The organism is Pantoea sp. SGAir0215 (genome assembly GCF_043543215.1).
Genome location: NZ_CP028032.1, coordinates 110,707 through 134,793, shown reverse-complemented (window position 1 = coordinate 134,793; position 24,087 = coordinate 110,707). Strand labels below are relative to the sequence as shown.

Below are 24,087 nucleotides of genomic sequence, written 5' to 3'. Positions count from 1 at the left end.
AACAGATGCCGGTAAACAGATTACTTGCCGATGTGGGCAATCGTTGCGATCTCAATCAGGGCATCCGGCTTCACCAGCCCGCACTGAATACAGAAACGCGCGGGTTTTTCACCGGGAAAATACTCGGCGTAGACTTGATTGATTGCCCCGTAGTTGGCCCAGTCGGTGATAAAGATGGAATTCATGGTGACGTCCTCCATTGTGCCGCCTGCGGTTTCAATCACGTTTTTGATGATCTCCAGAACGTGACGGGTTTGTGCCGCGGCATCGCCAACGTGCACCACGTTGTTGTCTTTATCAAACGGCAGCGTCCCGGAAACGTACACCACGCCATCGGCGAGCGTGCCCGGAACAAAAGGTGCCAGTGGCACTCCACTGCCAGCGGGAATAATGGCGCTTTTAGGCATCGTTGATTGTCCTTTGTAAAAGCGGTCAGGCCGCGTGTTGTTCAGTTTTGTAACCTACAGCGTCACAGAACTGACGCACGTTAGAGACCCAGCCAAAAAAGGTTTCAATGTTATAGATCGCGGCTTTCTGTGCGAATTCCGGGCCGGCCTGGTGCGTCGCGTCTTCCAGTACGACGCCAAAATATTCCAGGAAAAAGCCATCGCGCAGGGTGGATTCCACGCAGACATTCGTGGCGATGCCGGTAAAGACCAGATGATGAATGCCATAGCTGCGCAGCAGACTGTCGAGCTGGGTATTAAAGAAACCGCTGTAACGGGGTTTGGGCAGCACAATATCGCCCGGCTGCGGCTGAAGCTCATCGACCAGGTCGTAATCCCAGTCGCCTTTTGCCAGCAGTTTGCCCATCAGCTCCGGGCGTTTGCGCATGGTTTTTAGCGCATTGGATTTATGGAAGTTCGGCGACCCCGCACCGCCGGCTTCGACATACTGATTATCCCAGCCGTTCTGGAAGAAAATCACTTTGATGCCCGCCGCGCGTGCGGCGGCAATCGCCACTTTAATATTGGCGATCACCGGCGCGGTGGCAGAGACATCAAAGCCCGCCAGATCCAGGTAACCGCCCTGTGACGCATAGGCATTTTGCATATCCACGACAATCAGCGCGGTTTGCTGCGGGGTAAAAGCGATGGCTTCAGGACGGGCTGTGAGGACCGTTTCCTCGCCGGTATTGTGGGGTTCGCGGCGGACCACTGACGGATTCTCAACAACGTTCATTATGCGACCTCTTTCTGCGCAATGCCGATGTGCTGGCGGGTTTTCATTAATGGCTGAATGTAGCGGCCAAAGTTTTCGATGCCCTCAACGAAGTCGTCAAAGGTCAGCAGGACGCCGCCAGCGCCGGGCACGGTGTCGATTTCATCGAGCATTCTGGCGACGCTGGCCCAGGAGCCGACCAGTGTGCCCATATTGATGTTGACCGCTGAGGTGGGATCCGCCATCTGACGGACATTGGTATCGCTGCCGGATTGGGTGTCCTTGCTGCTCTGATCGGTCAGCCACGCGAGCGCCTCGGCGTCAGCCCCGGCTTTATACAGCTCCCATTTGGCGCGCGCGGCCTCATCGGTTTCATCGGCGATGACCATGAACAGCACATAAGAAGATACGTCGCGGTTTTCAGCCTCTGCCGCTTTTTTCATGCGGGCGGCGGTTGGCGCGAAGGCCGTTGGTGTATTGACGCCCTTGCCGAAGCAGAAATTAAAGTCGGCATGTCTGGCAGAAAACGCCATGCCTGCATCACTTTGCCCGGCGCAGATCACTTTCATCTCGCTTTGCGGGCGGGGACTGACGCGGCAGTCGTCCATTTTGAAAAATTCGCCGTCGAGCGTGCAGTGGCCGGTGCCCCACAGATCGCGCAGCACGCTCACGTATTCGGTCAGGTAATCATAGCGGCGGGTAAAATAGTCATCGCCCGGCCACATGCCCATTTGCTCGTACTCGGGTTTTTGCCAGCCGGTGACAACGTTGACACCGAAACGGCCGTTAGAGATGGAATCAATGGTGGCGGCCATGCGCGCGACGATCGCCGGCGGCATCACCAGCGTAGCGGCCGTGGCGTAAAGTTGGATGCGAGAGGTCACGGCGGCCAGTCCGGCCATCAGCGTGAACGACTCCATATTGTGTTCCCAAAATTCGGTTTTACCACCGAAGCCGCGCAGTTTAATCATAGAAAGCGCAAAATCGAAATGGTAGTGCTCCGCTTTTTGCACGATGGTTTTGTTCAGGTCGAAGGTCGGTTTGTACTGCGGTGCAGTTTCTGAAATTAACCAACCGTTGTTGCCGATAGGAATAAAGACACCGATTTTCATCGCTCACCTCGATTAAAAGTAATACGTACCAATACAAGGGCTTACGAAAATCTCTGCGCGGCTTGAGTGCGTCCTGCGGGTTCCGAATTGCACCGTGCTGAAATCTCCAGACGCAAGAGTCTTTGCAAAGCGGGTGCCAGTTTTAAAATAAATAACCTTTTCATAGGGTTGAAAGTTTGAATAGAAGATAACTGGAGCAAACGGTCCGTTTCGGACCCATTGTTCAAAAATAACTGCACAGATAACAGGCAAGATTGAGCAAAAAGGGTGCAAATCGCTCAACTGTTGATTTAAGAGCGCGTGAATAATGAGCGTTGCGATGGTCGCCCCTGCCCCCATTTGTTATGATTCACGCCTTGCTGTTTGTCTCAGGAGATGTTGTGAAGCCATTGGTCGAACACCCGCACGCTGCCGCCGGAGAGCAAAAATCCGTTAGCCCAGGCTCCAAAACCACAACGCGACGCTCGCGGGCGGTTGCTGCCAAACGTGGCGCTATCATGACCGCCGCACTGGAATTTTTTTCACTCTATGGCTTTCACGGCACCCGGCTGGAGCAGGTTGCAGAACGGGCTGACGTCTCGAAAACCAACCTCTTTTATTACTTCCCGACAAAAGAAGCGCTCTATATTGATGTGCTGAAAGGACTGCTGGATATCTGGCTTGCACCGTTAAAGGCCTTACAGCCCGATCAGCATCCACTGGAAGCCATAAGAGAATATATTCGCTTGAAACTCTGTGTGTCCCGCGATCATCCGCAGGCTTCGCGACTTTTTTGCCTGGAGATGGTTCAGGGCGCGCCGTTGCTGAAACAGGAGCTGGGGGGCGGCCTGAAAACCCTGGTAGAAGAGAAATGCGATGTCATTCGGGGCTGGATTAAAGATGAGCGCATTGCCCCCGTCGATCCAATGCAGTTGATTTTTATGCTGTGGGCAACGACGCAGCATTACGCCGATTTTAGCGTGCAGGTTGAGGCAATCACCGGTAAAACGCTCAGCGATCCGGCCTTTTTCGACCAGACGGTAAAAAACCTTCAGCACATTATTACTGAAGGCATTCAGATGCGGGCTTAATCCGCCTGGCGGGGGCGTTTGTACCGACGCCTCAGGCGAAAGGTTGCCAGAAATATTGCTGGACGCAGCGTCGGGTGACAGGCAGGGCCGCTCATCTCAGCTGAATGGCTAGCGAAGCCCGATCAAACGGGCCGTTTGAATTAGGTATTCATCAGACTCTGTACGCCTGTGTTGCCCAGTACGCGGCGCAGGAAATCCTGCGTGCGCGCTTCCTGAGGCCGCAGCAGCACCTCATCCGCATGCCCCTGCTCTACAATCTGTCCGCTGTGCAGAAAACACACGCGATCGGCGACCTCTCTTGCAAACTGCATCTCATGCGTTACCACGATCATGGTCATTCCCTGCTGGGCCAGGTTGCGCATAACCTGCAGCACTTCGCCGACCAGTTCTGGGTCCAGCGCGGATGTCGGCTCATCAAAAAGAATGGCTTTAGGCTGCAGGGCCAGCGTGCGGGCAATCGCTACGCGCTGCTGCTGACCACCGGAAAGCTGCGACGGCCAGGCGGAAAGTTTGTCGCCCAGCCCTACTCTTTCCAGCAGCTCTTTGGCCATCTTTTCGGCTTTACTGCGTGTCTCGCCATTGACGTAAATCGGCCCTTCCATCACGTTTTCCAGCACGCTACGGTGAGGAAACAGATTAAAGCGTTGAAAAACCATACCGATCTGGCGACGCAGCGCGTTGATACGTTTGCTTTTACTGTCAACATGCTGATCAAGCACGCGGATGGTGCCGCTTTCATAGGTTTCCAGCCCGTTGATACAGCGCAGCACCGTCGATTTCCCGGAGCCTGAAGGCCCGACCAGGCACACCACTTCGCCCTCTTCGACGCGAAAACTCACCCCTTTCAGCACTTCAACTGCACCAAAGCGCTTATGGACATCAAGAATTTCAATCATCTCATGCTCCTTTTTTCTGGCGATTTTCAAGGTGCCTGGTAAAAGCCAGCAACGGCATGCATAACGTCAGGTAGAGCAACGCCACCAGCGTATACACAGTGGTGTTATCAAAGGTCGAAGCCGCCAGAAGCTGGCCCTGGCGGGTCATTTCGGTAACCGCGATCGTTGACGCCAGCGCTGAGTCTTTCAGCATCATGACCAGGGTATTGCTGTATGGCGGCAGCGCGACATGAAAAGCCTGAGGCAGAATGACGCGTCGCATCGCTTTAAAGAAGCTCATGCCCATAGAGCGCGCCGCCTCAAGCTGACCACGATCGACCGATTCAATACCGGAACGAAAAATCTCGGCCAGGAAGGTTGAAAAGCAAAACGCGATACCGATGACGCTGGCCTGAAAGGATGTCAGGGTAATGCCGATATCGGGAAAAACGAAATAGATGTAGAACAGCACCACAATCATCGGCAGTGCACGAGTGATATTAATGATGACGCTGACGGACCAGGAAATGATTTTAAAAGGACACATTTTTGCGGCAGCGAAGATCAACCCCAGCGGCGTACTGATGAGCAAGGACAGTAGCGTGATATAAATCGTCATTTCAGCCCCTTGCAAAAGAAAGGGAAGGTAAACATGAATGCTGCTCCAGTCCATTATGCGCTCCCGCCGGTGTTGAGTGTCATGCTTCAAATTCATTTAAATGAATATGTTTATCAGTAAATACTGTCAAACTTTTCATCTGATGACGTCATAGCATTAACTTATTAGTGTAATAAAGTGAATTGAAAGCCCACTGAATGGGGAAATCAAAGGGTTTTGTGTTAATTTGTGAGGCGCAACATTTTTAGAAAAGAAAAGATTGACAGGCAGGAATTTAATTTCATTATAGTGAAATTAATTGTTCACATGTCAATCAGGAGTAAGTGATGTCTCTTCGGTCGCACGTTACCATGGCTTTATTCTCTGTTGCCCTTGGCCTCACTTGCAGTGCACAGGCAGCGCCACTGACGGCAGGCTCTCCGCCTTCCAGCGCGCCTACCACGTTTCTGGATACCAAAACCGGTAAAATTGAAGGCTTCATGCCGGACGTGGCTGCGGAAGTGGCCAAACGTCAGAAGCTTGACATCAACTTTACCGCGGTGCCTTTCTCGACGCTGATTCAGTCTGTAATTGCGGGCAAAATCGATATGATTGTGGCCGGGATGACACCCACACCAGAGCGCGAAAAACGTATTGCGTTCTCGCAGCCAGTCACTGCGTTTGGACCGGGGCTGGTCGTGCGTGATGACAATAAAAAAGTCTATCGCTCGCAGCAGGATCTGAAAGGCGACATCGTCGGCACCATGGCGGGCACCGATTATACGCAGGCGCTGATTAAGAGCGGTATCGCGAAAGAGGTGAAAGTGTATGACAGTCCGGCAGATATGATGCGCGATCTGTCCCTGGGCCGTATCGCTGCGGGGATGAACGATTACCCGATAATGAAATATCAGGAAAAATCTGGCGCGTACAAAGGTATGCATGTGGTGGACGGTTACAAGCCTGAGCATATCGCACCTATGGCCTTTGGCGTGAAAAAAGGGAACGATAAGCTACTTGCCGATATTAATACTGCCCTGACGGCAATGAAGGCCGACGGCACATTGCAAAAAATCAAAGCGAAGTGGGGAATGCCTTAATCGCGTGTTTATGCACGGAGGCACGCAACCTTAAGGAACATGGTGATGAAAACAGCGTTAATGCACTCAGAGGATCTGAGTGCCGTCGAGATGACGATTGGCTTACGACTAAAGCAGATACGCAAGTCGCGCAATATGACCATCAAGGCACTGGCGGAACAGGCCAATGTGTCGGCGGGAGCCATCAGCCAGATTGAGCGCAATCTGGCTAACCCCACGGTACGGGTGCTTGAGCAACTTCGCGTGGTCCTGAATGTTCCACTGACCGCTTTTCTTGAACAAAATGAAGAGATGCGACCCGGTGCTGAACATTATGTCCGGCGCTGGCGTGAGCGGCCGCATTTTGAAGTTGGCAGGCAGGGCATAACCAAGGCGATGTTATCGCCTTCTGGCGAACATGATATTCAGTTTATGTATATCAGCATCCCTCCCCGCACGCGTTCGGAAGAAATGCTGACAGGCATTGGTGAAAAAGCAGGTGTAGTCATGGAAGGCCGTCTCACGCTGGAGGTGAACGGTGAGGCGACCTTCATAGAAGCGGGCGACAGTTTTCAGTTTAAAAGTCATCTTCCGCATAACATTTTTAACGACAGCGACACTGAAGCCCGCGTGTTGTGGATTATGCATATTCCGCCCCGACATCATATTTGAAACAAGGTTAACCCATGCGAATTAAGGTCGATAGCGTCAGTGACAGTTCCGTCTTCCCCACCTCTGTTGATGTTGTTGTGATAGGCGGTGGGATTGTGGGGACGTCAACGGCATATGAACTGGCGAAACAGGGGTTTCTGTTGCGCTGTTTGAGAAAGGTGTGATTGCCGGTGAACAGTCAGGCCGAAACTGGGGCTGGGTTCGTCAACAGAACCGTGATTTGCATGAGTTACCAATGGCGATGCGAAGCCTGCAGCGCTGGGATGAGCTGAGTGGTGAAATCGGGATGGATTTGGGCTTCAGGCGCAGCGGTATCCTCTATGGCACGCTAAATGAAGCTGACCTGGCGCGCTGGGAAAAATGGGGACAGCAGGCAAAACAGATTGGCTTTACCAGCCAGTTGCTCTCCGCGCGTGAAGCACAGGAGCGCATTGGGGACAAAACTCCATGGCGAGGCGGTGTATGGTCACCGACAGATGGTCGTGCAGAACCGTCGCAGGCGGTACCGGCCATTGCGAAAGGCGCGCAAAAGCTGGGAGCCAGCATTTTTCAGCATTGCGCGGTGCGCGCACTGGATATCAGCGCGGGCCGTGTTTCTGGGGTCTGGACAGAACGCGGACTGGTTAAAGCCAGCCGGGTAATTTGCTGCGGCGGTGCGTGGAGTTCCCGTTTCTGCAGACAATATGGCGTAGAACTCCCTGCCGCCAATATTCTGGGTACGGTATTTAAAACAACCGCCGCTCCTGAGGTCGTCAAAGGCTGTCTGAGCACGCCTAATCTCTGCCTTCGCCGCCGTCTGGACGGCAGTTACACCGTTGCCGTTCCGGGCCTTGGCCAGATTGATTTAGCACCGCAGAACATCCGTTATGCTGCGAAGTTTTATCCCATGTTCCGCAGCAAGGTCGCTAAAAAACTGAAAATCCGCCTGAACGGTTCATTCTTTTCTGGTCCTGAAGCGTCTGGAAGCTGGTCGCCCGACAGGCCCTCGCCGTTTGAAAAGATCCGGGTGCTTGATCCCACGCCGGACAAGCGCATCATTCACGATGGCCTGGCCGAGTTGATTCGCGTCTTCCCCGAACTGGAGGGCATCAAAGTCGATTATGCCTGGGCCGGCTGGATTGATACCACACCGGATTTGGTGCCGGTGATTGATCAGGTGAGCCAGCTCCCCGGCATGTTTATTGCCTCAGGCTTTAGTGGCCACGGTTTTGCCATCGGACCCGGTGCGGGACTGATGTGTGCACAGATGTTAACGAATAAGCCCGTTTATACGGACCTGACGCCCTACCGGCTCTCACGCTTCGAGAAAGGTAATGCGATTCGCCAACCGCAAATGATGTAACCGCGCTGATAACAGACAGGCCATGCGAACAGCGCATGGCCGTTATCGAATGACAAACAGCCCGCTCAGGCATGTTTTTAGCGCTGTAGCGCCGCCTGATTTATCCGACGTGAAAACCCCTGCCCGGCCCTACTCAAGCCGCACCTGAATATGGCTGCGGGATTTCGCACAACCCTCCAGACTCAGCGCGGCCTTTTCTGCGTGTCCGTTACTGTGAATCCCGTTTGTGATGCATAGAAAAGTAACGGTTATCAATGCTTTCGCGGAAAAAGCTATCGGGATCCACCGCGGCACAAAATCCCTGGTAAACCCGGGCAGGAACGGCCAGCCAGCGCCGGCAACTTCCGTTGCGATATTCAAGCTCGAGCACACCCGAAGTGGGATCGAATCCTGCGCTGCGAAATAAAGAAGAGTTAATATCGTGTCGTTTCATGAAAGATAGTCCGTATCGGTTAAGCCCAGGCCTGCATCATTGCCGCGCTGGCAGAGCGGCAATGTATCACAGACTTCCCCATTGTTGAGCAACCTTCAATGCGCTGACAAATAACAGTTATTGATGACACTGCGCGCTGACATGGCTTTTACCGGATCAAGCCCGTCTTCAGTAAAGGCTGGTCCTGCTAATATACATGGGCAATGTGGCAGTGATTTTTCACCAACCAGAACCACAGCTGAAAGGCGTTGACGACGTCTGACAAGATCGTTGTGCTACCTTATCTGAAACCGTCCCCTCAATTTATCCTCACCAGGGGGATGTAAATAATTATTTCAAACGTAAGCATTAACGATTTTTAAAATTCTTTTTTGTTGAGTGCGCAGTACCGTAAAAATAAAAACTTTAGGGCTAAAAGAAAGATAAAAGGCAAATGCATCGATTAGGATTTAATGATTTTTTAATAAGAAATAATTTGAGTTAGCGCCCTATTTCCTTCTGGTCACGCCAGGGGGTTTTATTCACAGCAGGTTTCAGCTGCACGACCGTACTTGTCTCGTCAAAATGCACAGGTTTAGCGACACCGTCAACACAACTGCAATTTAATTTCATGATAAGCAAAGGATTAATTTGTCCGTTTACGAATACACTCAATAAAAAGACCTGAAAAAAATGACAATCTGTTTTGCTGTTAACATTTTTTTACCAGCTTAACGAAAAATTGATGGTCATGAAATGACCATAAACCGATTTGCAACGACGCGCAAAATCAGAAAAATGCCTGATTAATGCGTTGTATCTTCATGTCTGGTGTTACTTCATCAGGACAAGAAAATGGCAAGCATAAGCTCACTTGGCGCTGGTACTAACCTCGACCTCAACACGTTATATGATAATTTACAGTCAGCTGAAGAAGCGCAGTTGACCCCTATTACCACACAGCAGGCGTCATACAATGCGCAACTGACAGCCTGGGGCGTGGTACAAAGTTCAATGTCAAAATTGCAGACAGCCGCTGCGGCTTTGCAAAACGCATCAAGCATAGCGACCACGAAGGTCACCAGTACGAATACGGCGTTTACCGCCACGCTTGCCAGCAATGCCGCTGCCGGAAACTATTCCGTTGAAGTGGATCAGTTGGCCGCGTCACAGTCACTGCTCTCTAAATCAGCCAGTAGTGAAACAGCGCAGCTTGGCGACAGCAGCATGGCTTCCCGCACGATCACGATCAGCCAGCCTGGACAGAAATCCCCGCTGACCGTGACGTTAAACCAGAACCAGACAAGCCTGACTGCTATTCGTGACGCGATTAACCAGCAACAGGGCAGCGTAAACGCCAGCGTTATTATGGCGAACGACAATACCTATTATTTGTCCCTGACCGCACGTGACAGCGGGACGGCGAATGAAATGACCGTCAGTACCAACGACTCAACGTTGGCACAGTATGTCAATTACAGCAGTGGTGGCAGTAATAATGGTATGACAGAACAGGTTGCCGCTCAGGATGCGCAGATAAAAGTGAATGGTTTATCAATTACCCGCAGCAGCAACATTGTGACGGATGCACCGGAAGGTGTAACCCTGAATTTAAATAAAGTGAATACCGGCTCGCCGGAAACGTTATCCATCGCGTCAGATACATCGCCGATGTCGACAGCAATCCAGACATATGTGGATGCGTATAATTCGCTGCAAAAAACCATTGCCGATCAAACAAACTATACGCCTGTACAAGCCGGACAGGCGCAGAGTGCTGACAATGGCGATCTGCTCGGTGATAACACGTTAATGAATATTCAGACCAGCCTGCGCAGTCAGTTTTCTGATCCTCAGTCGGGTAATATTCAGGAGCTGTCTCAACTGGGCATTACACAGGATGATAAAGGTGATCTGACCGTGGACAGTACGAAACTGAATAATGCGCTGACGAATCAGCCCGCCGATGTTTTAGCGTTTCTGACCGGCGATGGAAAGACAACCGGCTTTGCGACAGAGGTGACGAATAATCTCAACCAAATGCTGGCGAGTAATGGTACCGTTTCGAACGCCACAACAGGGATTAATACGTCGTTGAAGCAGCTCTCAGATCAATACAATACTGTTAACGACCAAATCACCACGATTATGGCGCAGTATAAAACGGAATTTACCAATCTGAGTACGCTGGTTTCTTCTATGACGCAGACCGGTAACTATCTGGCTGCACAATTCGCAAAAATGTAATAACCGCCTTATCTTATTACTCTGCAGACAGATATCTTGTAAAAGATATCTGTCTGGTCATTATCTTCCCTTCATCGTTCTGCTTTACTGTTTCTGAATAGCGGTAAGGCTTTACCACTCTCTTTCAGAGCTGAGTCATACGTAATACAGGTTTAGATTAATTTCTTCCGTTTCTGTGAAACCAGCAGCAGTGATTGGGCCATGCTACCCTGCCCACTTGCTTTGCAATGCAATACCGCTCATCCTCTCTGACCACGTTGCGCCAGGACGTAAAAAAATTTTCGCATAACTTTCATTATTTCAAAGTGTTAAATGCAAGTAATGATATATCTTGGCGGGCTTTCTTAGACAGATTTAATACAGGTTTTCTTATCAATGCATAAGCAGGAAGAAAATAAAGCAACCGCCTGGCATCAGGGACTTTCTCTGATATTTAATTATCCGTGCTATTTAACAGTAAATGCTGTAACAAAAAGTTTTTAAGGTTAAGGAATTAAGTAATTTGGTTGTATTTGATGTGTGGCAATAATTCTTTTTTACAAGGAGAGCGCAGGCGTTTCCTTTCGCTTAAAACGGCACTTCTGCTATTCACGAATTAATCTTATCTGGCGATTTTTAATTAAAGTTCTGTGGTTTCGTTTCGATAATAATAATGCGTAAATCATACGTTCTCCTTAGAAGGAATTTATCATGTCAGTGATTAACACTAACGTTCTGTCGCTCATCACTCAGAATAACCTGGATAAGTCTCAGTCTTCTCTGGGTACCGCTATTGAACGTCTGTCATCGGGCCTGCGTATTAACAGCGCAAAAGATGATGCCGCGGGTGAAGCGATTGCAAACCGTTTTACGTCAAACATCAACGGTCTGACCGTTGCTGCGCGTAACGCGAACGACGGTATTTCATTGTCTCAGACAGCGGAAGGTGCGCTGGATGAGATAAACAACAACCTGCAGCGCGTCCGCGATCTGACCGTACAGGCGCAGAACAGCTCCAACTCTGCTTCGGATATCGATTCGATTCAGGCTGAAGTTAACCAGCGCATGCAGGAAATCGACCGCGATACCAAGCAGACCGACTTTAACGGACTCAAAGTACTCAACACCGGTTCAGGCAGCACCACCTACAACTTCCAGGTTGGTGCACAGGATGGCCAAACGATCGGAATTACCATCAGTTCAAGTGACAGTTTTGACCTGGCCGCAGCAGGTAACGCCTCTTCTGGTAACGTGCAAAACACCAGTTCAACAACCGGTCAGACAGTGAATGGTACAGCCCGCAGCACCGCGGCTATCGGCTTTGACGTACTGAAAGGTGCCGTTACCGGTGGATCGGGCGGTACAGCATCTGGCAGCACACCGCTGGCAGATATTGATAAAGCGATTAAAGCCGTTGACAGTCAGCGTAGCCTGTTGGGTGCGTCTCAGAACCGTTTTGAGTCAACCATCAGCAACCTGAACAACACCGTCACCAACCTGACTGCTGCCCGCAGCCGTATTCAGGATGCGGACTACGCGACGGAAGTGTCGAATATGTCACGTGCTCAGATCCTCCAGCAGGCAGGTTCCTCGGTACTGGCGCAGGCCAACCAGGTGCCACAGACGATGCTGTCATTACTGCGTTAAGAGCCAATTCAGGAACCACGCCTGTTACAGGCGTGGTTCTTATCACTCAGCGGCGGTTTGTCAGCTCACCTTTCGAATGAAGTCGCTAAATGCCGCTAACTGCTTAGCCAGATGCTCTCTTGTACCCTGCTCGATCACCTCTCCGGCCTGCTCATCCACTTTATTCTGGATAACGCCCCCATGAATTCCGGTTTGTTTAACACCATCGCATCCAGAAAAACCAAAATCTGCCGCAGATGATACTGACAGCGCGCGCCACCGATAGCCCCCATTGAACTCGTTTGAATCGCCACGGGCTTACCGGCTAAAGGCTGATTGGGCACGCGAGACAACCAGTCGATGGCATTTTTCAATCCGCCAGGAACGGAGTAGTTGTATTCAGGGGTCACGATAACGACGCCATCAGCCTGGCGGATCTGTTCAGCCAGCGCCGTGACGGTATCTGGAATGCCTGCTTCCTGCTGGATATCCGCATCATAAAGTGGAATATCCCGGATTGACGGCAGCGCTTCTACCACCACGCCCTGCGGTGCCAGTTGCGGTAGCGCATGCGCAATCATCGCGTTATACGATCCTTTTCTCAGGCTGCCCAGTAAGGTAACCATTTTTAACGGCTTGTCTGACATTGTCGTTCCTCTTTTCGATGGCTAAGTGCGTTTTCACGCCACGTCTGGAATATAATATGGCGTTTCTGACGGATTAAAAGTGAGTGGTTATGCGGCAATTTTTGTTGGTTTTAACATCAATTTTGGTCGTGGGCTGTGCGCCGGATCATCGCACCCGCACATCAGGCCTCGCCAATCCTGCCTCACAGCATTGTCTGGCCGTTGGCGGAAAAAGCGATATTGTAAAAACGCCAACGGGTGAAGTGGGCTACTGTACGCTGCCTTCGGGTGAACATATCGAGGAATGGACCTTGTACCGCCGTGACGCATCGAAGGGGTAAGCTGTGGTGAATTCTGACCGCTCGGTTATCAGACTGGCGACTCTGCACGATCTGGCCGGAATTACAGCCCTGCTTCAGGCAAACTCGGCCGGACGCGGCGGCACACTGAATGGGGATTTTCCTGCCGATAAAGTTGAAGGGATGCTGCGTCGCGCCGGTGCCAGGACAGTGGTTGCCCAGCGCGATGAGGCAATTACCGGCGTATTATTTAGCGCCATTCCCACTCAGCACGAACCCGAGATGATTAACGCGATGCTTCATGCGTGGCCACCGGGGTGGCACTGTTGGCTCTACGGCCCGGTTTGTATCAGTGAGGCTGAACGGGGAAAGGGATTACTAAAACGCCTTTATCACCACATGTGCCAGTATCATCAGGGCGCACCTGTGTTATTTATTCAGGCGCAAAACAGCCGTTCAATTCAGGCCCATCAACGCCTTGGCATGTACCCGGTGGCACAGTTTGCTATGCAAGATGAAGATTTTTTTGTCTATAGCCATCAGGGTTAGCAACCTCAAAACCGCCGCGCATAGCACAAAAGGAAACCTGCTTCCGATGCAGATTCTACAATGAATCTAAGACATTAACGGGGGAGAACAGGATGACAAAGATCTGTGTCACATGCGGAACCGCCTACTCGCAGATGGAAACAACCCACTGCATAATTTGCGAAGATGAACGTCAGTACGTGCCGGCTTCAGGGCAACAATGGACATCCAGTGAAGCGCTCCATGCCGCGCACAGCAATAAATGGCAGCAACCTGAAACGGGATTGTTTAGCCTGCAGTCTGTGCCTGATTTTGCCATCGGCCAGCGCGCGTTTTTGATTAAAGGACAACAGGGCAACGTGCTGTGGGACTGCATACCTAACCTTGATGCCGCCACCGTCGATATCATTCGTGCGCTGGGCGGTATCGACGCAATTGCGATTTCACATCCCCACTATTACAGCAACATGCAAGACTGGGCAGCAATATTTGATGCGCCATTGTATATCCACGCCAGCGACAGCGAATGGATTGTGCGTGACAGCCCACATCTGCAGTTATGGGATGGCGATGTCCTGACTATGCTCCCTGACATAAGTTTGTTGCGGCTGGGTGGCCACTTCGCGGGCGGCACGGTACTGCACTGGGCAAAAAATGAAGGCATCCTGTTGTCTGGCGATATTATTCAGGTTGCGCCGGGGGCAAATGCTGTGTCCTTCATGTGGAGTTATCCCAACATGCTGCCTTTACCGGCAGACAACATCAGGACAATAACCGAGCGTCTGACCCCCTTTGCCTTTGATCGACTTTATAGTGCGTTTGAAGGGCGCGATATTGCGTCTGACGCGAAACAGGTGGTGAACCGCTCAGCACAAAAATATATAGACTGCCTGCAGTAAGACAGAGCAGTGACGGACGGTTAAGCGGCCAACGCCATCACCCGCTTAACCCACGTTTTTCATTCGTCGATATACCTCAGACAGGCTTTATGACTCACCCTTACGGCGATGAGGCAGCCTCATCATCTACGCTACGATCCCTGTCAGTGGCGCTATCAACGGATTCATCTGTTGGCCGCATTCAGCAAAAACGACACCGTCATCAACGCCTGCGCGCGGGCCGCATGAGCACCGTCGTTCCGGTCTGTAGCGGCACAGGAACGTCAGGGCGAGTTCAGTTGACTCACCCTTTCGCGCGGGATCAGGGTGCCAGCGATGCACCACTGGTGGCGATAACCTCTTTATACCACCAGAAACTTTTCTTGCGGCTGCGCGCCAGCGTGCCGTTCCCATTGTCATCGCGGTCAACATAAATAAAACCATAGCGCTTGGACAGCTCGGCTCTGGAGGCGCTGACCAGATCGATGGGCCCCCAGCTGGTATAGCCCATCACCTCTACACCGTCGTCAATCGCCTCGCGCACCTGTACTAAATGGTCATTAAGGTAGCTGATGCGGTAGTCATCCTGCACTACGCCGTCCGCGTCAGGTTTATCCTTCGCACCCAGGCCGTTTTCCACGATAAACAGCGGTTTCTGATAGCGATCCCAGAGCACGTTGAGCAGCGTACGCAGACCGACAGGATCTATCTGCCAGCCCCATTCGGAGCATGCCAGATGCGGGTTTGGCACCATGCTCAGGATGTTGCTCCGTGCCTGCTGATTTAACGCCTCATCGCTGGTGACACAGCCGGTCATATAGTAGCTGAACGAGATAAAGTCGACCGTTGATGTCAGCGCCTCGCGGTCGGCATCGGTGATGTCAATCTGAATACCGTTGTCACGGAAGAAGCGCAGCATATAGCCCGGGCAGGCACCGCGGCACTGCACGTCACCGAAGAACTGCCAGCTGCGGTTCTCCTGTAGCGCTTCCAGCACGTCTTCTGGCTTGCAGGTCAGCGGGTATACCAGGCCGCCCAACAGCATATTGCCGATTCTGGCATCAGGAATAATGTCATGACAGGCTTTTACCGCCAGCGCGCTGGCGACTAGTTGATGATGGATTGCCTGGTACACTTCGCCTTTATTGCTGGTTTCCGGCAGACCAACGCCAGTCAGCGGCGCGTGCAAGGACATGTTGATCTCGTTGAAAGTCAGCCACAGCTTCACCTTCTCTTTGTAGCGCGCAAACACAGTGCGGGCGTAGCGTTCAAAAAAACCGATAGTCTGACGACTTCCCCAGCCGCCGTACTGCTTTACCAGCGCCCATGGCATTTCATAATGTGACAGCGTGACAAGCGGCTTGATACCGTGTGCGGCCAGTTCGTCAAACAGCATGTCGTAAAAAGCCAGCCCTGCCTCGTTCGGCTGCTGCTCATCACCGTTCGGGAAAATACGCGTCCAGGCAATCGAAACACGCAGGCATTTAAAACCCATTTCAGCAAAGAGTTTGATGTCTTCCGGATAGCGGTGATAGAAGTCGATAGCCACATCCTTGATACTGCTGTCTCCCGCGACGCGCTCTACCACCGGACCAAAAACCCCCTGTGGCTGAACGTCAGAAGTTGACAGCCCTTTTCCATCGTCCAGATAAGCACCCTCTGTTTGGTTGGCGGCTAACGCCCCACCCCATAAAAAATCATCCGGGAAAGTCTTCATTATGTTCTCCTGTTATTGATGGCTTACGCAGATTAGCGGTACACCGGCATTGGCGAATGTTGCCGTCACGGTCGCTACCTCGCGATATTCGTCGCTGTTGCTGATAATAATCGGGGTCGTCAGGTCGTAACCGGCATCGATAATTGCCTGACGATCAAACTCCAGCAGCAGATCGCCCGGCTGCACGCTGTCACCTACCTTCACGTGAGCGGTAAAGGGGATGCCATTGAGCTTCACGGTGTCGATGCCCACGTGAATCAATACTTCAATGCCGCTGTCGCTGAGCAGGCCAATGGCATGTTTGGTCTGAAAAAGCGAGGCAACAACGCCGGTGAAAGGGGCAACGACGTTGTTATCATACGGAATGATAGCGGCACCGCTGCCCAGCAGGCCGCTGGCGAAGGTGGTATCCGGTACCTGGTCAAGTGCCAGAACGGTGCCGGTCATCGGCGATAACACCGTGTTTTTGCCTGCTGATGCGTGCCCGTTAGGCGTTGCGCGCGCTGGCATCCCGGCGACCAACGTCAGGCCGCAACTCAGGACCAGTGCCACCATTGTGCCGAAAAGGCCGCCCCACAGCGTGGCATCCACGCCGCCCGGCGGTATCATCTGGGCGAGGGTAAAAATATTGGCAAAGCCAAACGAATAAACGTGGGTATCGCTGAAGCCAACAATAGCTCCACCGACAGCTCCCGCCACGCAGCCAAAGATAAAGGGGCGGCGCAGCGGCAGATTGACACCATAGACCGCGGGTTCGGTAATGCCGAAGATCCCTGCCGTCACGGACGATCCGGCCAGCATTTTTTGACGCGCATCGCGGGTGCGCAGGAAGACCCCTAACGCCGCACCCACCTGACCGAAGACCGCAGGCAGCAGCATCGGCAACATAGAGTCGTGGCCCAGCACCGCCACGTTGTTTATCATCAACGGTACCAGCCCCCAGTGCAGACCAAAGATGACGCAGACCTGCCAGAGCGCGCCCATTGCCGCGCCCGCCAGCCACGGTGCCAGTGCATAGATCCATTGATAACCGTTTGCCAGCATCTGGCTGAGCCAGGTTGCCAGTGGGCCAATCACCAGGAAAGTCAGGGGGACCGTCACGCCCAGGCAAATGAGCGGCGCGAAGAAATTTTTCATCGAGGATGGCAGCAGCTTCGTACTCTGTCTTTCCAGCCAGCAGCTTACCCACGCGGCAAGAATAATCGGGATTACGGACGAGCTGTAGTTAAACCAGGTCACCGGAATGCCGAGAAACGCCTCGGTCACCGCATCCGGCTGCTGGCTGGCGTTGAACGCAGCGATCATGATCGGATGGGTCAGCGCGCCGCCAATGACCATGGTGATAAAAGGATTACCGCCGAACTTTTTCCCAGCGGTGTAGCCCAGCACTAATGGAAAAAAGAAGAACAGCGCGTCGCTGGCGGCGAACCATATTTTATAGGTGCCGCTTTCCGTGGTGAGCCAACCGCAGACCACTGCCAGCGCCAGTAACCCTTTGAGGATACCAGAGGCCGCCAGGACGCCGATAAATGGCGTAAAAATTCCGGAGACAATGTCGATCAGGCGGCCAGATAAGGTGCCCTTGTCGCCCTTTTCCTCCACGACAGGCGCGTCATCAGTCAGCCCGGCCTCGTTGCGCACCGCCTGCCAGACGTCATGGACGTGGTTCCCAATGACGACCTGAAATTGGCCGCCGCTTTCTACCACCATAATCACATCCGGGTTGTTCTTCAGCCCCTCGGCATCTGCTTTCTGCTTGTCTTTCAGTTTAAAACGAAGCCGGGTTGCGCAATGCACAAGGCTGATGATGTTCTCTTTTCCGCCAGCGTGGCTGAGAATATCCTTCGCTAAAGCCTGGTATTCCATCTCGTTTTCCTTACATCCGGTGCCTGTAGCCACCTGTTGAATTAAAAAAAAACCTGAGGGCGTCCTTCGTCAGAAGGCCGCACTCAGGTTTTGCCTGCGTAATGCAGTAACAATCCCGTGTTGAGGCTTAACGCCCCTCTTTTCTCACCCGCTCAATATGGAGGGTGAGAAACATGATTTCTTCGGTTGTCAGCTCGCGCTGATAGTTTTTATTCAGGTGCTGAGCGATTTTTCCGGCGCATTTCCAGGCCATGCCATAGTTGTCTTTGACCGCTGCATGCAAAGACACATCGTCATCCTGCACCACCGTGCGGGTCAGCATTCGCTGGGCAAAAAACTTCAGATGAGTAACGAAACGCTGATAGCTGAGCGACTCTTCGTCGTACTCCAGGTGCAGTTGATACTTCACCAGTTGCAGGATCTCCTGCATGATCCTGGTGACATGCATCACTTCAGGCATTTCACTGTCCAACTGGGCCGTAACCAGATGGAGAGCAATAAATCCCGCCTCATCCTCGGCCAAATCGACATGCAGACGTCGGGCAATAATGGCCCTCGCCTCCTGACCCAGCCCAAATTCTCTGGGATAGAGACGTTTAATTTCCCACAGCAACACATTTTTGATTGCCAGCCCTTTCTTTTGCCGCTCAATCGCAAAGTAGCAGTGGTCGGTTAAGGTGATATACAAACTATCCTGCAGCTTTCCCAGCCGCTGTCCTGCCAGCCTGATGATCTGGTCACAGGTCGTCATCACCTCAAGTGGGATCTGACTCAGCAGTTCCCCTAGCCGACGCACCAGCACGTCATTCTGCAGCGCAAACACCTTTTCAATCAGTGCGGTTTCCAGCGTGTCGCCTGCGCGCTTCTGAAAGGCCAGCCCACGCCCCATGACAACCTGTTCGGACCCACGCTCATCCAGAGCAACCACCACATTGTTATTAAGAATTTTGGCGATTTTCATCGGAACCCCAGAAACAAAAAAACCTGACATCCGGCAGAAGCCAGAAAATCAGGTTTTGCCTGCTTTTAGCAGTCACAATCCAGTGAGGGAACTCTATCAGTTTCAATTACAACCTATCCGTATCATGCGTAAAAAACGTGACACATATCGTACTTTTGCTGTGGGGTCAGAAAGTTACCGCGGTTTTCAGCGTGGTGACCCAGGCATCCTGCGTGCGCGATACGCCGCCCGGTTGGTGCCAGTACTGTATGCCCGGCTGTAGCTCCAGCCACGACAGAGGACGGAAGCGATAGTAAAACTCCCCGTTCAGGGAATGGCCCGGTACCGGATGATACATCGGATTGTTATGATCACTCAGCCCGCTAAGTGTATTCATATAGCGCTGATTTCGGGCATAGCCAGTGCTCATATCAATCCAGCTGAGACCAAGACCCATCCAGTCTTCCGGTCGTGCGTCAAACAGTCCCCGATAGCGCACTGAGGCGGCATAAACCTGATGAATATAATTGGTACGCTGGTCGGCAAGGCTCATGCTGGCGGAGGCACTTAACCCACGATTCGAATCGTCCTTATGCTGCGTGAGTTGCTGATTCATTCCGGCGTACACAAACCAGGTACGATTGCGTTGTGTATAACCTTCTGGGTCTGTTGCCCCTGCCCCACCCGATCTTCCGTGATAAAGATCCGTTTGTGGCGCATTGGTGAATACCACGCCCAGGTTATACGCTCCGGGAAGATGATTGATCATCGGGCGCGCTTCAATTTCAACCGGAAGTAATATGCCTTTGCTGCCCTTCGTCGACCCGCTCCAGGCATGATGACGGCTGGAGGCATCCGGGTTCTGCTCCATCACTCCCCCCTTTAATGTGAGGGCCGGCGTCACGTTATACGACAGCGTTGTGCCCCAGGTGTGGACGTTCCAGTTATGCCAGGTGAGCGCGTTAGCCGACTTGCCGCCGCACTGGGAAAGTAGCTGGAAGTCACAGGGAATGATCTGATCGAAGGTCTGGACTTTATTCATCATCCCGATTCGCCAGGTGATGCGGCGATCGTCAAAACTGCGCGCAAAGGTCAGCCAGCCCAAACGGGTAATGGACTGGCCGCCCCAGCTTTCCTGCGTCAGGTCGTTGATATTCACTCGCGGATCCTGCACGCGTCTGGTGGTGAGGTCATCATTGTGGTTACGATTGACGATATTCCCCTCAATTCGTGCATCGGGAATACCTGTCCAGCGCGCCAAATCCTGAGTGAAGGTCAACGCAAACTGATCGATATAAGCCACATGCGAGTCTTGATGGTAGCCACCGCCAGCATTCCAGCCGATTTCGTTCAGATAACCCAGATTGTAGGTAAAACCGTTATCATTAAGGATGTTACGAATACCCAACATATCGCCCAGCATGGGAGCGGGAGAAGCGTCAAAACCTAATACTGTGCCATTCCATTCCTGGCCGACTGATAGCGGTGAAACCAGCAAAAGCGCGAGTACATACTGTTTGTAGCGAGCATTTATCATCTTTCTTTACATCCTGATAAACATACATATGTGAAAATGGGGAATGTTCAGTTTGTTAGGGTGTTGCCTGTTCTTCAGGCCAAAAAAAACCCGAACGCTTAATGGGTTATCCCATATCGCGTTCAGGTTTTGCCTGTCGACCAGTAACAATCCTGAATTCAGTCGCCAAAAACCTTATCATCTGTAAGGTTTTCAGGAAGCATGTATTGGCTACGTATGTGATTCAGGTAGCAGTTTTGTCGAAAGAAACAGCCGTGCGCCGAGCAGAACGACTGCATTACCTGCGCGTATCAAAAGGGGATTTCCGGCAGAACAGCCAGGAAGTGAAAACAGCATCGCCCGCCTGACAGGACGGGCGTGATGTTGCAATGCAGATATAATGAGAAGTCGTTCGTTATTTAACGCGTGTACGCTGGCGGCACGTTACCGCTTTAGTTTAATTTGCTCAAGTCCCTGTAAAACGTTATTAATATCATCCCCGCTCAGATGTTGCACATCCAGTTGGTGATGAAGAGAGGTTAAATCGCTTTTCGAAAAACTGCCCTGCGACAGTTGCTGATGAATCGCTTGCAGAATTTGTTCATCTAACTGATTGATTTGCTTTCGCAACTCAGCCAGATCTTTAGCCGGTGGGACCGACTGAGGTTTGGCCAGCCAGTCCGCCATGTAGCGATACTGAATCGCTTTGCTGGCATCCATCAATGCCTGAAAGAAGACGGTAACAGATTGGGGATCCAGCCCGGCCTGAGCCGATTTTTCCTGCGCTTCTGCCAGCACATCCTTTTCCCTGGTCAGGTCTTCAACCGGCTTGTTATGCACTTTTTTGAACGCTGCGACGTCTTTCATCAGCAGCATTCTTTCATGCAGTGCGCGTGAGAGCAGAGAGACAGGTTGAGATGCTGCAGGCGCAGCAGCAGCGGAGCCGCTAAAAATAAGGGCGGCCAGCAGAAAGGTCATATATTGCATGTTTGGTTAGCCTGTTTCCAAATAGTTGAAAAAGATTAATCATATTAAACGCACCTCTCAATAATGAAGTGTCTGTGAAACATTAGTTAATCTCTGTAATTAACTAATACAAATTATAAACACACGCAGGGTTGAAGGTCATAAATCATTAGAATACGTACACTATCATTATGACCACCCTAACCGCGCCGCTTCAATGTTAATATTTAGTCAACAAGTTGAGCGGACAATCAGTGAGAAATCAATCAGCTTACTGATTAAGCTATTGAATATTTTTATAAAATTATAAATTTATGGAAGTTTGAAACAGTAAAATTTTTGTTCTCATAACGCCAGAAAAGGTAAAAAACGTCAGACAGAACTCGCCTCTTATTATTCGCAAGCTAATTATCATGCCTTTTATTAATGACGTTTAAAGTTTTAATTTTTCTTTTAAAACAGTGCAAATGCATCACCTCCATATTTGTGAAGATTTATTTCAAAACGTCTTTAAAGTTTTCAACGTGACAGTCGATAAGTTTTATTAAGCAGTAGAAGCCTGTTTCTCGCTGCAAATTATTTCCCTTACCGGCTATCAGGGTGGAATCATGTTTATTACGCGTACGTTTTCCGATATGAAAATGGGGAAAAAGCTGGGGCTCAGTTTTGTTGTGCTGATAGTTGCAACCCTGACCATCGCACTGTTAGCGTTTAAAGGCTTTGAAACCATTAAAGAGAATGCGCAAAAACAGGACATTACTGTCGATTTTGTCAACACACTCGGTGAAGCACGAACCAGCCGGCTGCTTTATCAGTACACGAAAGACGAACATTATGCGCAGGTTAACGCAAAAGCGCTGAACGATTTAACAGCACAGGTAAACAGACTTAAGACCTTTAGCTGGGACAGTCAGGGCGAAAACACACTTACTACTGCCGCAAACGAACTGGAAAACTATAAGACGCACCGCGAGGTTTTTTATAATGCCTCGCAAAAAACGTTTGCTGCCGCCTCCCTCATTCAAAACAATGATCTGCTGGCTGTCGGTCAGCGGCTTGATGGTATCACGATTCCCGCTCAGCCTGAGGCCGTGCTCCAGGTGTTGCGCTTAGCATCGATACTGAAAGAGATCGCCGGTGATGTAGAGCGTTTTGTCGACAAACCGACCGAATCCAGTAAAAGTGAAATCAGCGACAACATTTCCACCGTTACCCAGTTGCGCGCGCAGTTGCTCGCGCTGTCTGTCCCGGATATCCAGGCGGTGCTGGCGACGCAGAAAACGGATTTGGCGCAACTCAGGCAGGCCTTTACTGACTATCTGTCAGCCGTGGCGGTAGAAACAACCGCGTCGAAACAACTGAACATCACCGCCGGAAAACTGAATACGTCCGTTGCGGAGCTTTTTAACTATCAGGCGTCCGAATCCGCAAATGCGTTACACAAAGCGGAAACGCAGATTGCGATTGTCGCCGCGATTTGTGTGCTGCTTAGTCTGCTGATCGCCTGGCGAATAACGCTTTCCATTACGGTTCCGTTGAAAGAAACGCTCAGCGTAGCCAAACGCATAGCGGAAGGCGATTTGACCGCCTCGCTGTCCACGGCTCGTCGTGATGAACTGGGGCAATTGATGCAGGCCGTCAGCGTGATGAACGACAGCCTGCAAAACATCATTACCCATGTACGCGACGGCGTGAACGGCGTGGCTCGGGCTTCTTCAGAAATCGCTGCCGGCAATATGGATCTGTCTTCCCGGACCGAGCAACAGTCTGCCGCCGTGGTGCAAACTGCGGCCAGTATGGAAGAGTTAACCTCCACCGTGAAACAGAATGCGGAAAACGCGCATCACGCCAGCCAACTCGCTACTGAGGCTTCTGCCAATGCCGGACGCGGCGGTGAGATCATCCGAAGCGTTGTCACCACCATGCAAGGCATTACGACCAGTTCAGGTAAGATTGGCGAAATTATCAGTGTCATTAACGGTATTTCCTTCCAGACGAATATTCTGGCCCTGAACGCTGCCGTGGAGGCGGCCCGTGCCGGCGAACAAGGGCGTGGTTTTGCCGTTGTCGCTGGCGAAGTCAGAAACCTGGCGCAGCGCAGCGCTGTTGCGGCTAAGGAAATTGAGACGCTGATCCGCGATTCACTGAATCGCGTCAATGAAGGTTCGACCCTGGTGGATCAGGCGGGAACGACAATGGACGAGATCGTGCTGTCGGTGACCCAGGTTAAAGATATTATGAGCGAAATCGCGGCAGCCTCGGATGAGCAGAATCGTGGCATATCGCAGATCGCCCAGGCGATGACAGAGATGGATACCACGACGCAACAAAACGCCGCGCTGGTTGAAGAGTCCTCAGCCGCTGCCAGCTCACTGGAATCGCAGGCAGAAGCGCTGGAAAAAACGGTTGCTGTATTCCGGGTACCCAGTAACAAGAAAAGTGTGGTGGCCAGTCAGGGTATATCGTCCGCAGCACCTAAAGTCGTGGTGTCTGCACGCCAGTCCAGCGTAACTGAAGCCAACTGGGAAACGTTCTGATACCGGAAACAGTGACGCCGGCAAGTTGCCGGCGTCACTGT

The 24,087-nt window shown here is 51.7% G+C and carries 20 protein-coding genes and 2 pseudogenes; 10 read left to right on the top strand and 12 right to left on the bottom strand.

Annotated elements, in window-relative coordinates; all coding sequences use genetic code 11:
- Nucleotides 1-20: 20 nt before the first annotated feature.
- The 3 genes from rutC to rutA are packed head-to-tail and all read right to left on the bottom strand — an operon-like array spanning nt 21 to nt 2,273.
- On the bottom strand, nt 21-407 hold the full coding sequence (gene rutC / locus C1N64_RS21610) for a pyrimidine utilization protein C (protein WP_006121916.1): 387 nt from the start codon (nt 405-407) through the stop codon (nt 21-23).
- A gap of 25 nt (nt 408-432) precedes the next feature.
- Nucleotides 433-1,182, bottom strand: coding sequence for a pyrimidine utilization protein B (gene rutB / locus C1N64_RS21605; RefSeq protein ID WP_006121917.1), 750 nt, complete (start codon nt 1,180-1,182; stop codon nt 433-435).
- Nucleotides 1,182-2,273: a pyrimidine utilization protein A gene (gene rutA, locus C1N64_RS21600; RefSeq protein WP_006121918.1), complete on the bottom strand. Its 1,092-nt coding sequence runs from the start codon at nt 2,271-2,273 to the stop codon at nt 1,182-1,184. The genes rutB and rutA overlap by 1 nt, the downstream gene beginning before the upstream one ends.
- A 389-nt stretch (nt 2,274-2,662) precedes the next feature.
- On the opposite strand from rutA, the gene rutR reads away from it, so the two are divergent.
- Nucleotides 2,663-3,343 carry an HTH-type transcriptional regulator RutR gene (gene rutR, locus C1N64_RS21595; protein ID WP_226374676.1) on the top strand — a complete coding sequence of 227 codons (681 nt, stop codon included), beginning with the start codon at nt 2,663-2,665 and terminating at the stop codon, nt 3,341-3,343.
- A 140-nt stretch (nt 3,344-3,483) separates the two neighbouring features.
- Here the strand turns inward: rutR and C1N64_RS21590 are convergent, their stop codons facing one another.
- Nucleotides 3,484-4,239: an amino acid ABC transporter ATP-binding protein gene (locus C1N64_RS21590; protein WP_283789009.1), complete on the bottom strand. Its 756-nt coding sequence runs from the start codon at nt 4,237-4,239 to the stop codon at nt 3,484-3,486.
- Nucleotide 4,240: 1 nt separating this feature from the next.
- A complete protein-coding gene (locus C1N64_RS21585; RefSeq protein ID WP_283789010.1) occupies nt 4,241-4,891 on the bottom strand; it encodes an amino acid ABC transporter permease in 651 nt (216 codons plus the stop codon).
- 272 nt (nt 4,892-5,163) lie between these two features.
- Here C1N64_RS21585 and C1N64_RS21580 point away from each other — a divergent pair, with 272 nt between their 5' ends.
- The 3 genes and pseudogenes from C1N64_RS21580 (at nt 5,164) to C1N64_RS21570 (ending at nt 7,909) form a co-directional block, all read left to right on the top strand.
- Nucleotides 5,164-5,916, top strand: coding sequence for an ABC transporter substrate-binding protein (locus tag C1N64_RS21580; RefSeq protein ID WP_006121922.1), 753 nt, complete (start codon nt 5,164-5,166; stop codon nt 5,914-5,916).
- Nucleotides 5,917-5,961: 45 nt separating this feature from the next.
- The gene (locus C1N64_RS21575; protein WP_006121924.1) at nt 5,962-6,567 is read left to right on the top strand and encodes a cupin domain-containing protein; all 606 of its coding nucleotides are present in this window, start codon (nt 5,962-5,964) and stop codon (nt 6,565-6,567) included.
- A 14-nt stretch (nt 6,568-6,581) separates the two neighbouring features.
- Nucleotides 6,582-7,909, top strand: a pseudogene (locus tag C1N64_RS21570) (NAD(P)/FAD-dependent oxidoreductase).
- 208 nt (nt 7,910-8,117) lie between these two features.
- Here C1N64_RS21570 and C1N64_RS21565 read toward each other — a convergent pair.
- Nucleotides 8,118-8,342 (bottom strand): KTSC domain-containing protein, encoded by a 225-nt coding sequence (locus tag C1N64_RS21565; RefSeq protein ID WP_006121926.1) that lies wholly within the window; start codon nt 8,340-8,342, stop codon nt 8,118-8,120.
- An 834-nt stretch (nt 8,343-9,176) separates the two neighbouring features.
- Here C1N64_RS21565 and fliD point away from each other — a divergent pair.
- Together fliD and C1N64_RS21555 are read left to right on the top strand one after the other, a co-directional pair.
- A complete protein-coding gene (gene fliD, locus C1N64_RS21560; protein ID WP_033742492.1) occupies nt 9,177-10,568 on the top strand; it encodes a flagellar filament capping protein FliD in 1,392 nt (463 codons plus the stop codon).
- A 690-nt stretch (nt 10,569-11,258) separates the two neighbouring features.
- Nucleotides 11,259-12,194: a flagellin N-terminal helical domain-containing protein gene (locus C1N64_RS21555; protein WP_006121927.1), complete on the top strand. Its 936-nt coding sequence runs from the start codon at nt 11,259-11,261 to the stop codon at nt 12,192-12,194.
- A gap of 60 nt (nt 12,195-12,254) precedes the next feature.
- On the opposite strand, the pseudogene C1N64_RS21550 reads toward C1N64_RS21555, so the two are convergent.
- Nucleotides 12,255-12,820: pseudogene (locus C1N64_RS21550) on the bottom strand (NADPH-dependent FMN reductase).
- Between the two features lie 89 nt (nt 12,821-12,909).
- Between C1N64_RS21550 and C1N64_RS21545 the strand changes: the two are divergent.
- The 3 genes from C1N64_RS21545 (at nt 12,910) to C1N64_RS21535 (ending at nt 14,525) form a co-directional block, all read left to right on the top strand.
- Nucleotides 12,910-13,140, top strand: a complete 231-nt coding sequence (locus tag C1N64_RS21545) for a putative hemolysin (protein ID WP_039339430.1) — start codon at nt 12,910-12,912, stop codon at nt 13,138-13,140.
- A gap of 3 nt (nt 13,141-13,143) precedes the next feature.
- On the top strand, nt 13,144-13,647 hold the full coding sequence (locus C1N64_RS21540; RefSeq protein ID WP_054634000.1) for a GNAT family N-acetyltransferase: 504 nt from the start codon (nt 13,144-13,146) through the stop codon (nt 13,645-13,647).
- Nucleotides 13,648-13,739: 92 nt separating this feature from the next.
- On the top strand, nt 13,740-14,525 hold the full coding sequence (locus C1N64_RS21535; protein WP_006121931.1) for an MBL fold metallo-hydrolase: 786 nt from the start codon (nt 13,740-13,742) through the stop codon (nt 14,523-14,525).
- Between the two features lie 301 nt (nt 14,526-14,826).
- Here the strand turns inward: C1N64_RS21535 and C1N64_RS21530 are convergent, their stop codons facing one another.
- The 5 genes from C1N64_RS21530 to C1N64_RS21510 form a co-directional block, all read right to left on the bottom strand.
- Nucleotides 14,827-16,221: a glycoside hydrolase family 1 protein gene (locus C1N64_RS21530; RefSeq protein ID WP_394515572.1), complete on the bottom strand. Its 1,395-nt coding sequence runs from the start codon at nt 16,219-16,221 to the stop codon at nt 14,827-14,829.
- 12 nt (nt 16,222-16,233) lie between these two features.
- Nucleotides 16,234-18,087, bottom strand: a complete 1,854-nt coding sequence (bglF, locus tag C1N64_RS21525) for a PTS beta-glucoside transporter subunit IIABC (RefSeq protein ID WP_394515571.1) — start codon at nt 18,085-18,087, stop codon at nt 16,234-16,236.
- A 127-nt stretch (nt 18,088-18,214) separates the two neighbouring features.
- Nucleotides 18,215-19,048: a BglG family transcription antiterminator LicT gene (gene licT / locus C1N64_RS21520; protein ID WP_033742480.1), complete on the bottom strand. Its 834-nt coding sequence runs from the start codon at nt 19,046-19,048 to the stop codon at nt 18,215-18,217.
- A gap of 166 nt (nt 19,049-19,214) precedes the next feature.
- The gene (locus C1N64_RS21515; protein ID WP_324030746.1) at nt 19,215-20,450 is read right to left on the bottom strand and encodes a carbohydrate porin; all 1,236 of its coding nucleotides are present in this window, start codon (nt 20,448-20,450) and stop codon (nt 19,215-19,217) included.
- A 537-nt stretch (nt 20,451-20,987) separates the two neighbouring features.
- Nucleotides 20,988-21,530 (bottom strand): chorismate mutase, encoded by a 543-nt coding sequence (locus C1N64_RS21510; RefSeq protein WP_039339441.1) that lies wholly within the window; start codon nt 21,528-21,530, stop codon nt 20,988-20,990.
- Between the two features lie 587 nt (nt 21,531-22,117).
- Here C1N64_RS21510 and C1N64_RS21505 point away from each other — a divergent pair.
- Nucleotides 22,118-24,046 carry a methyl-accepting chemotaxis protein gene (locus C1N64_RS21505; protein WP_367144128.1) on the top strand — a complete coding sequence of 643 codons (1,929 nt, stop codon included), beginning with the start codon at nt 22,118-22,120 and terminating at the stop codon, nt 24,044-24,046.
- Nucleotides 24,047-24,087 lie beyond the last annotated feature (41 nt).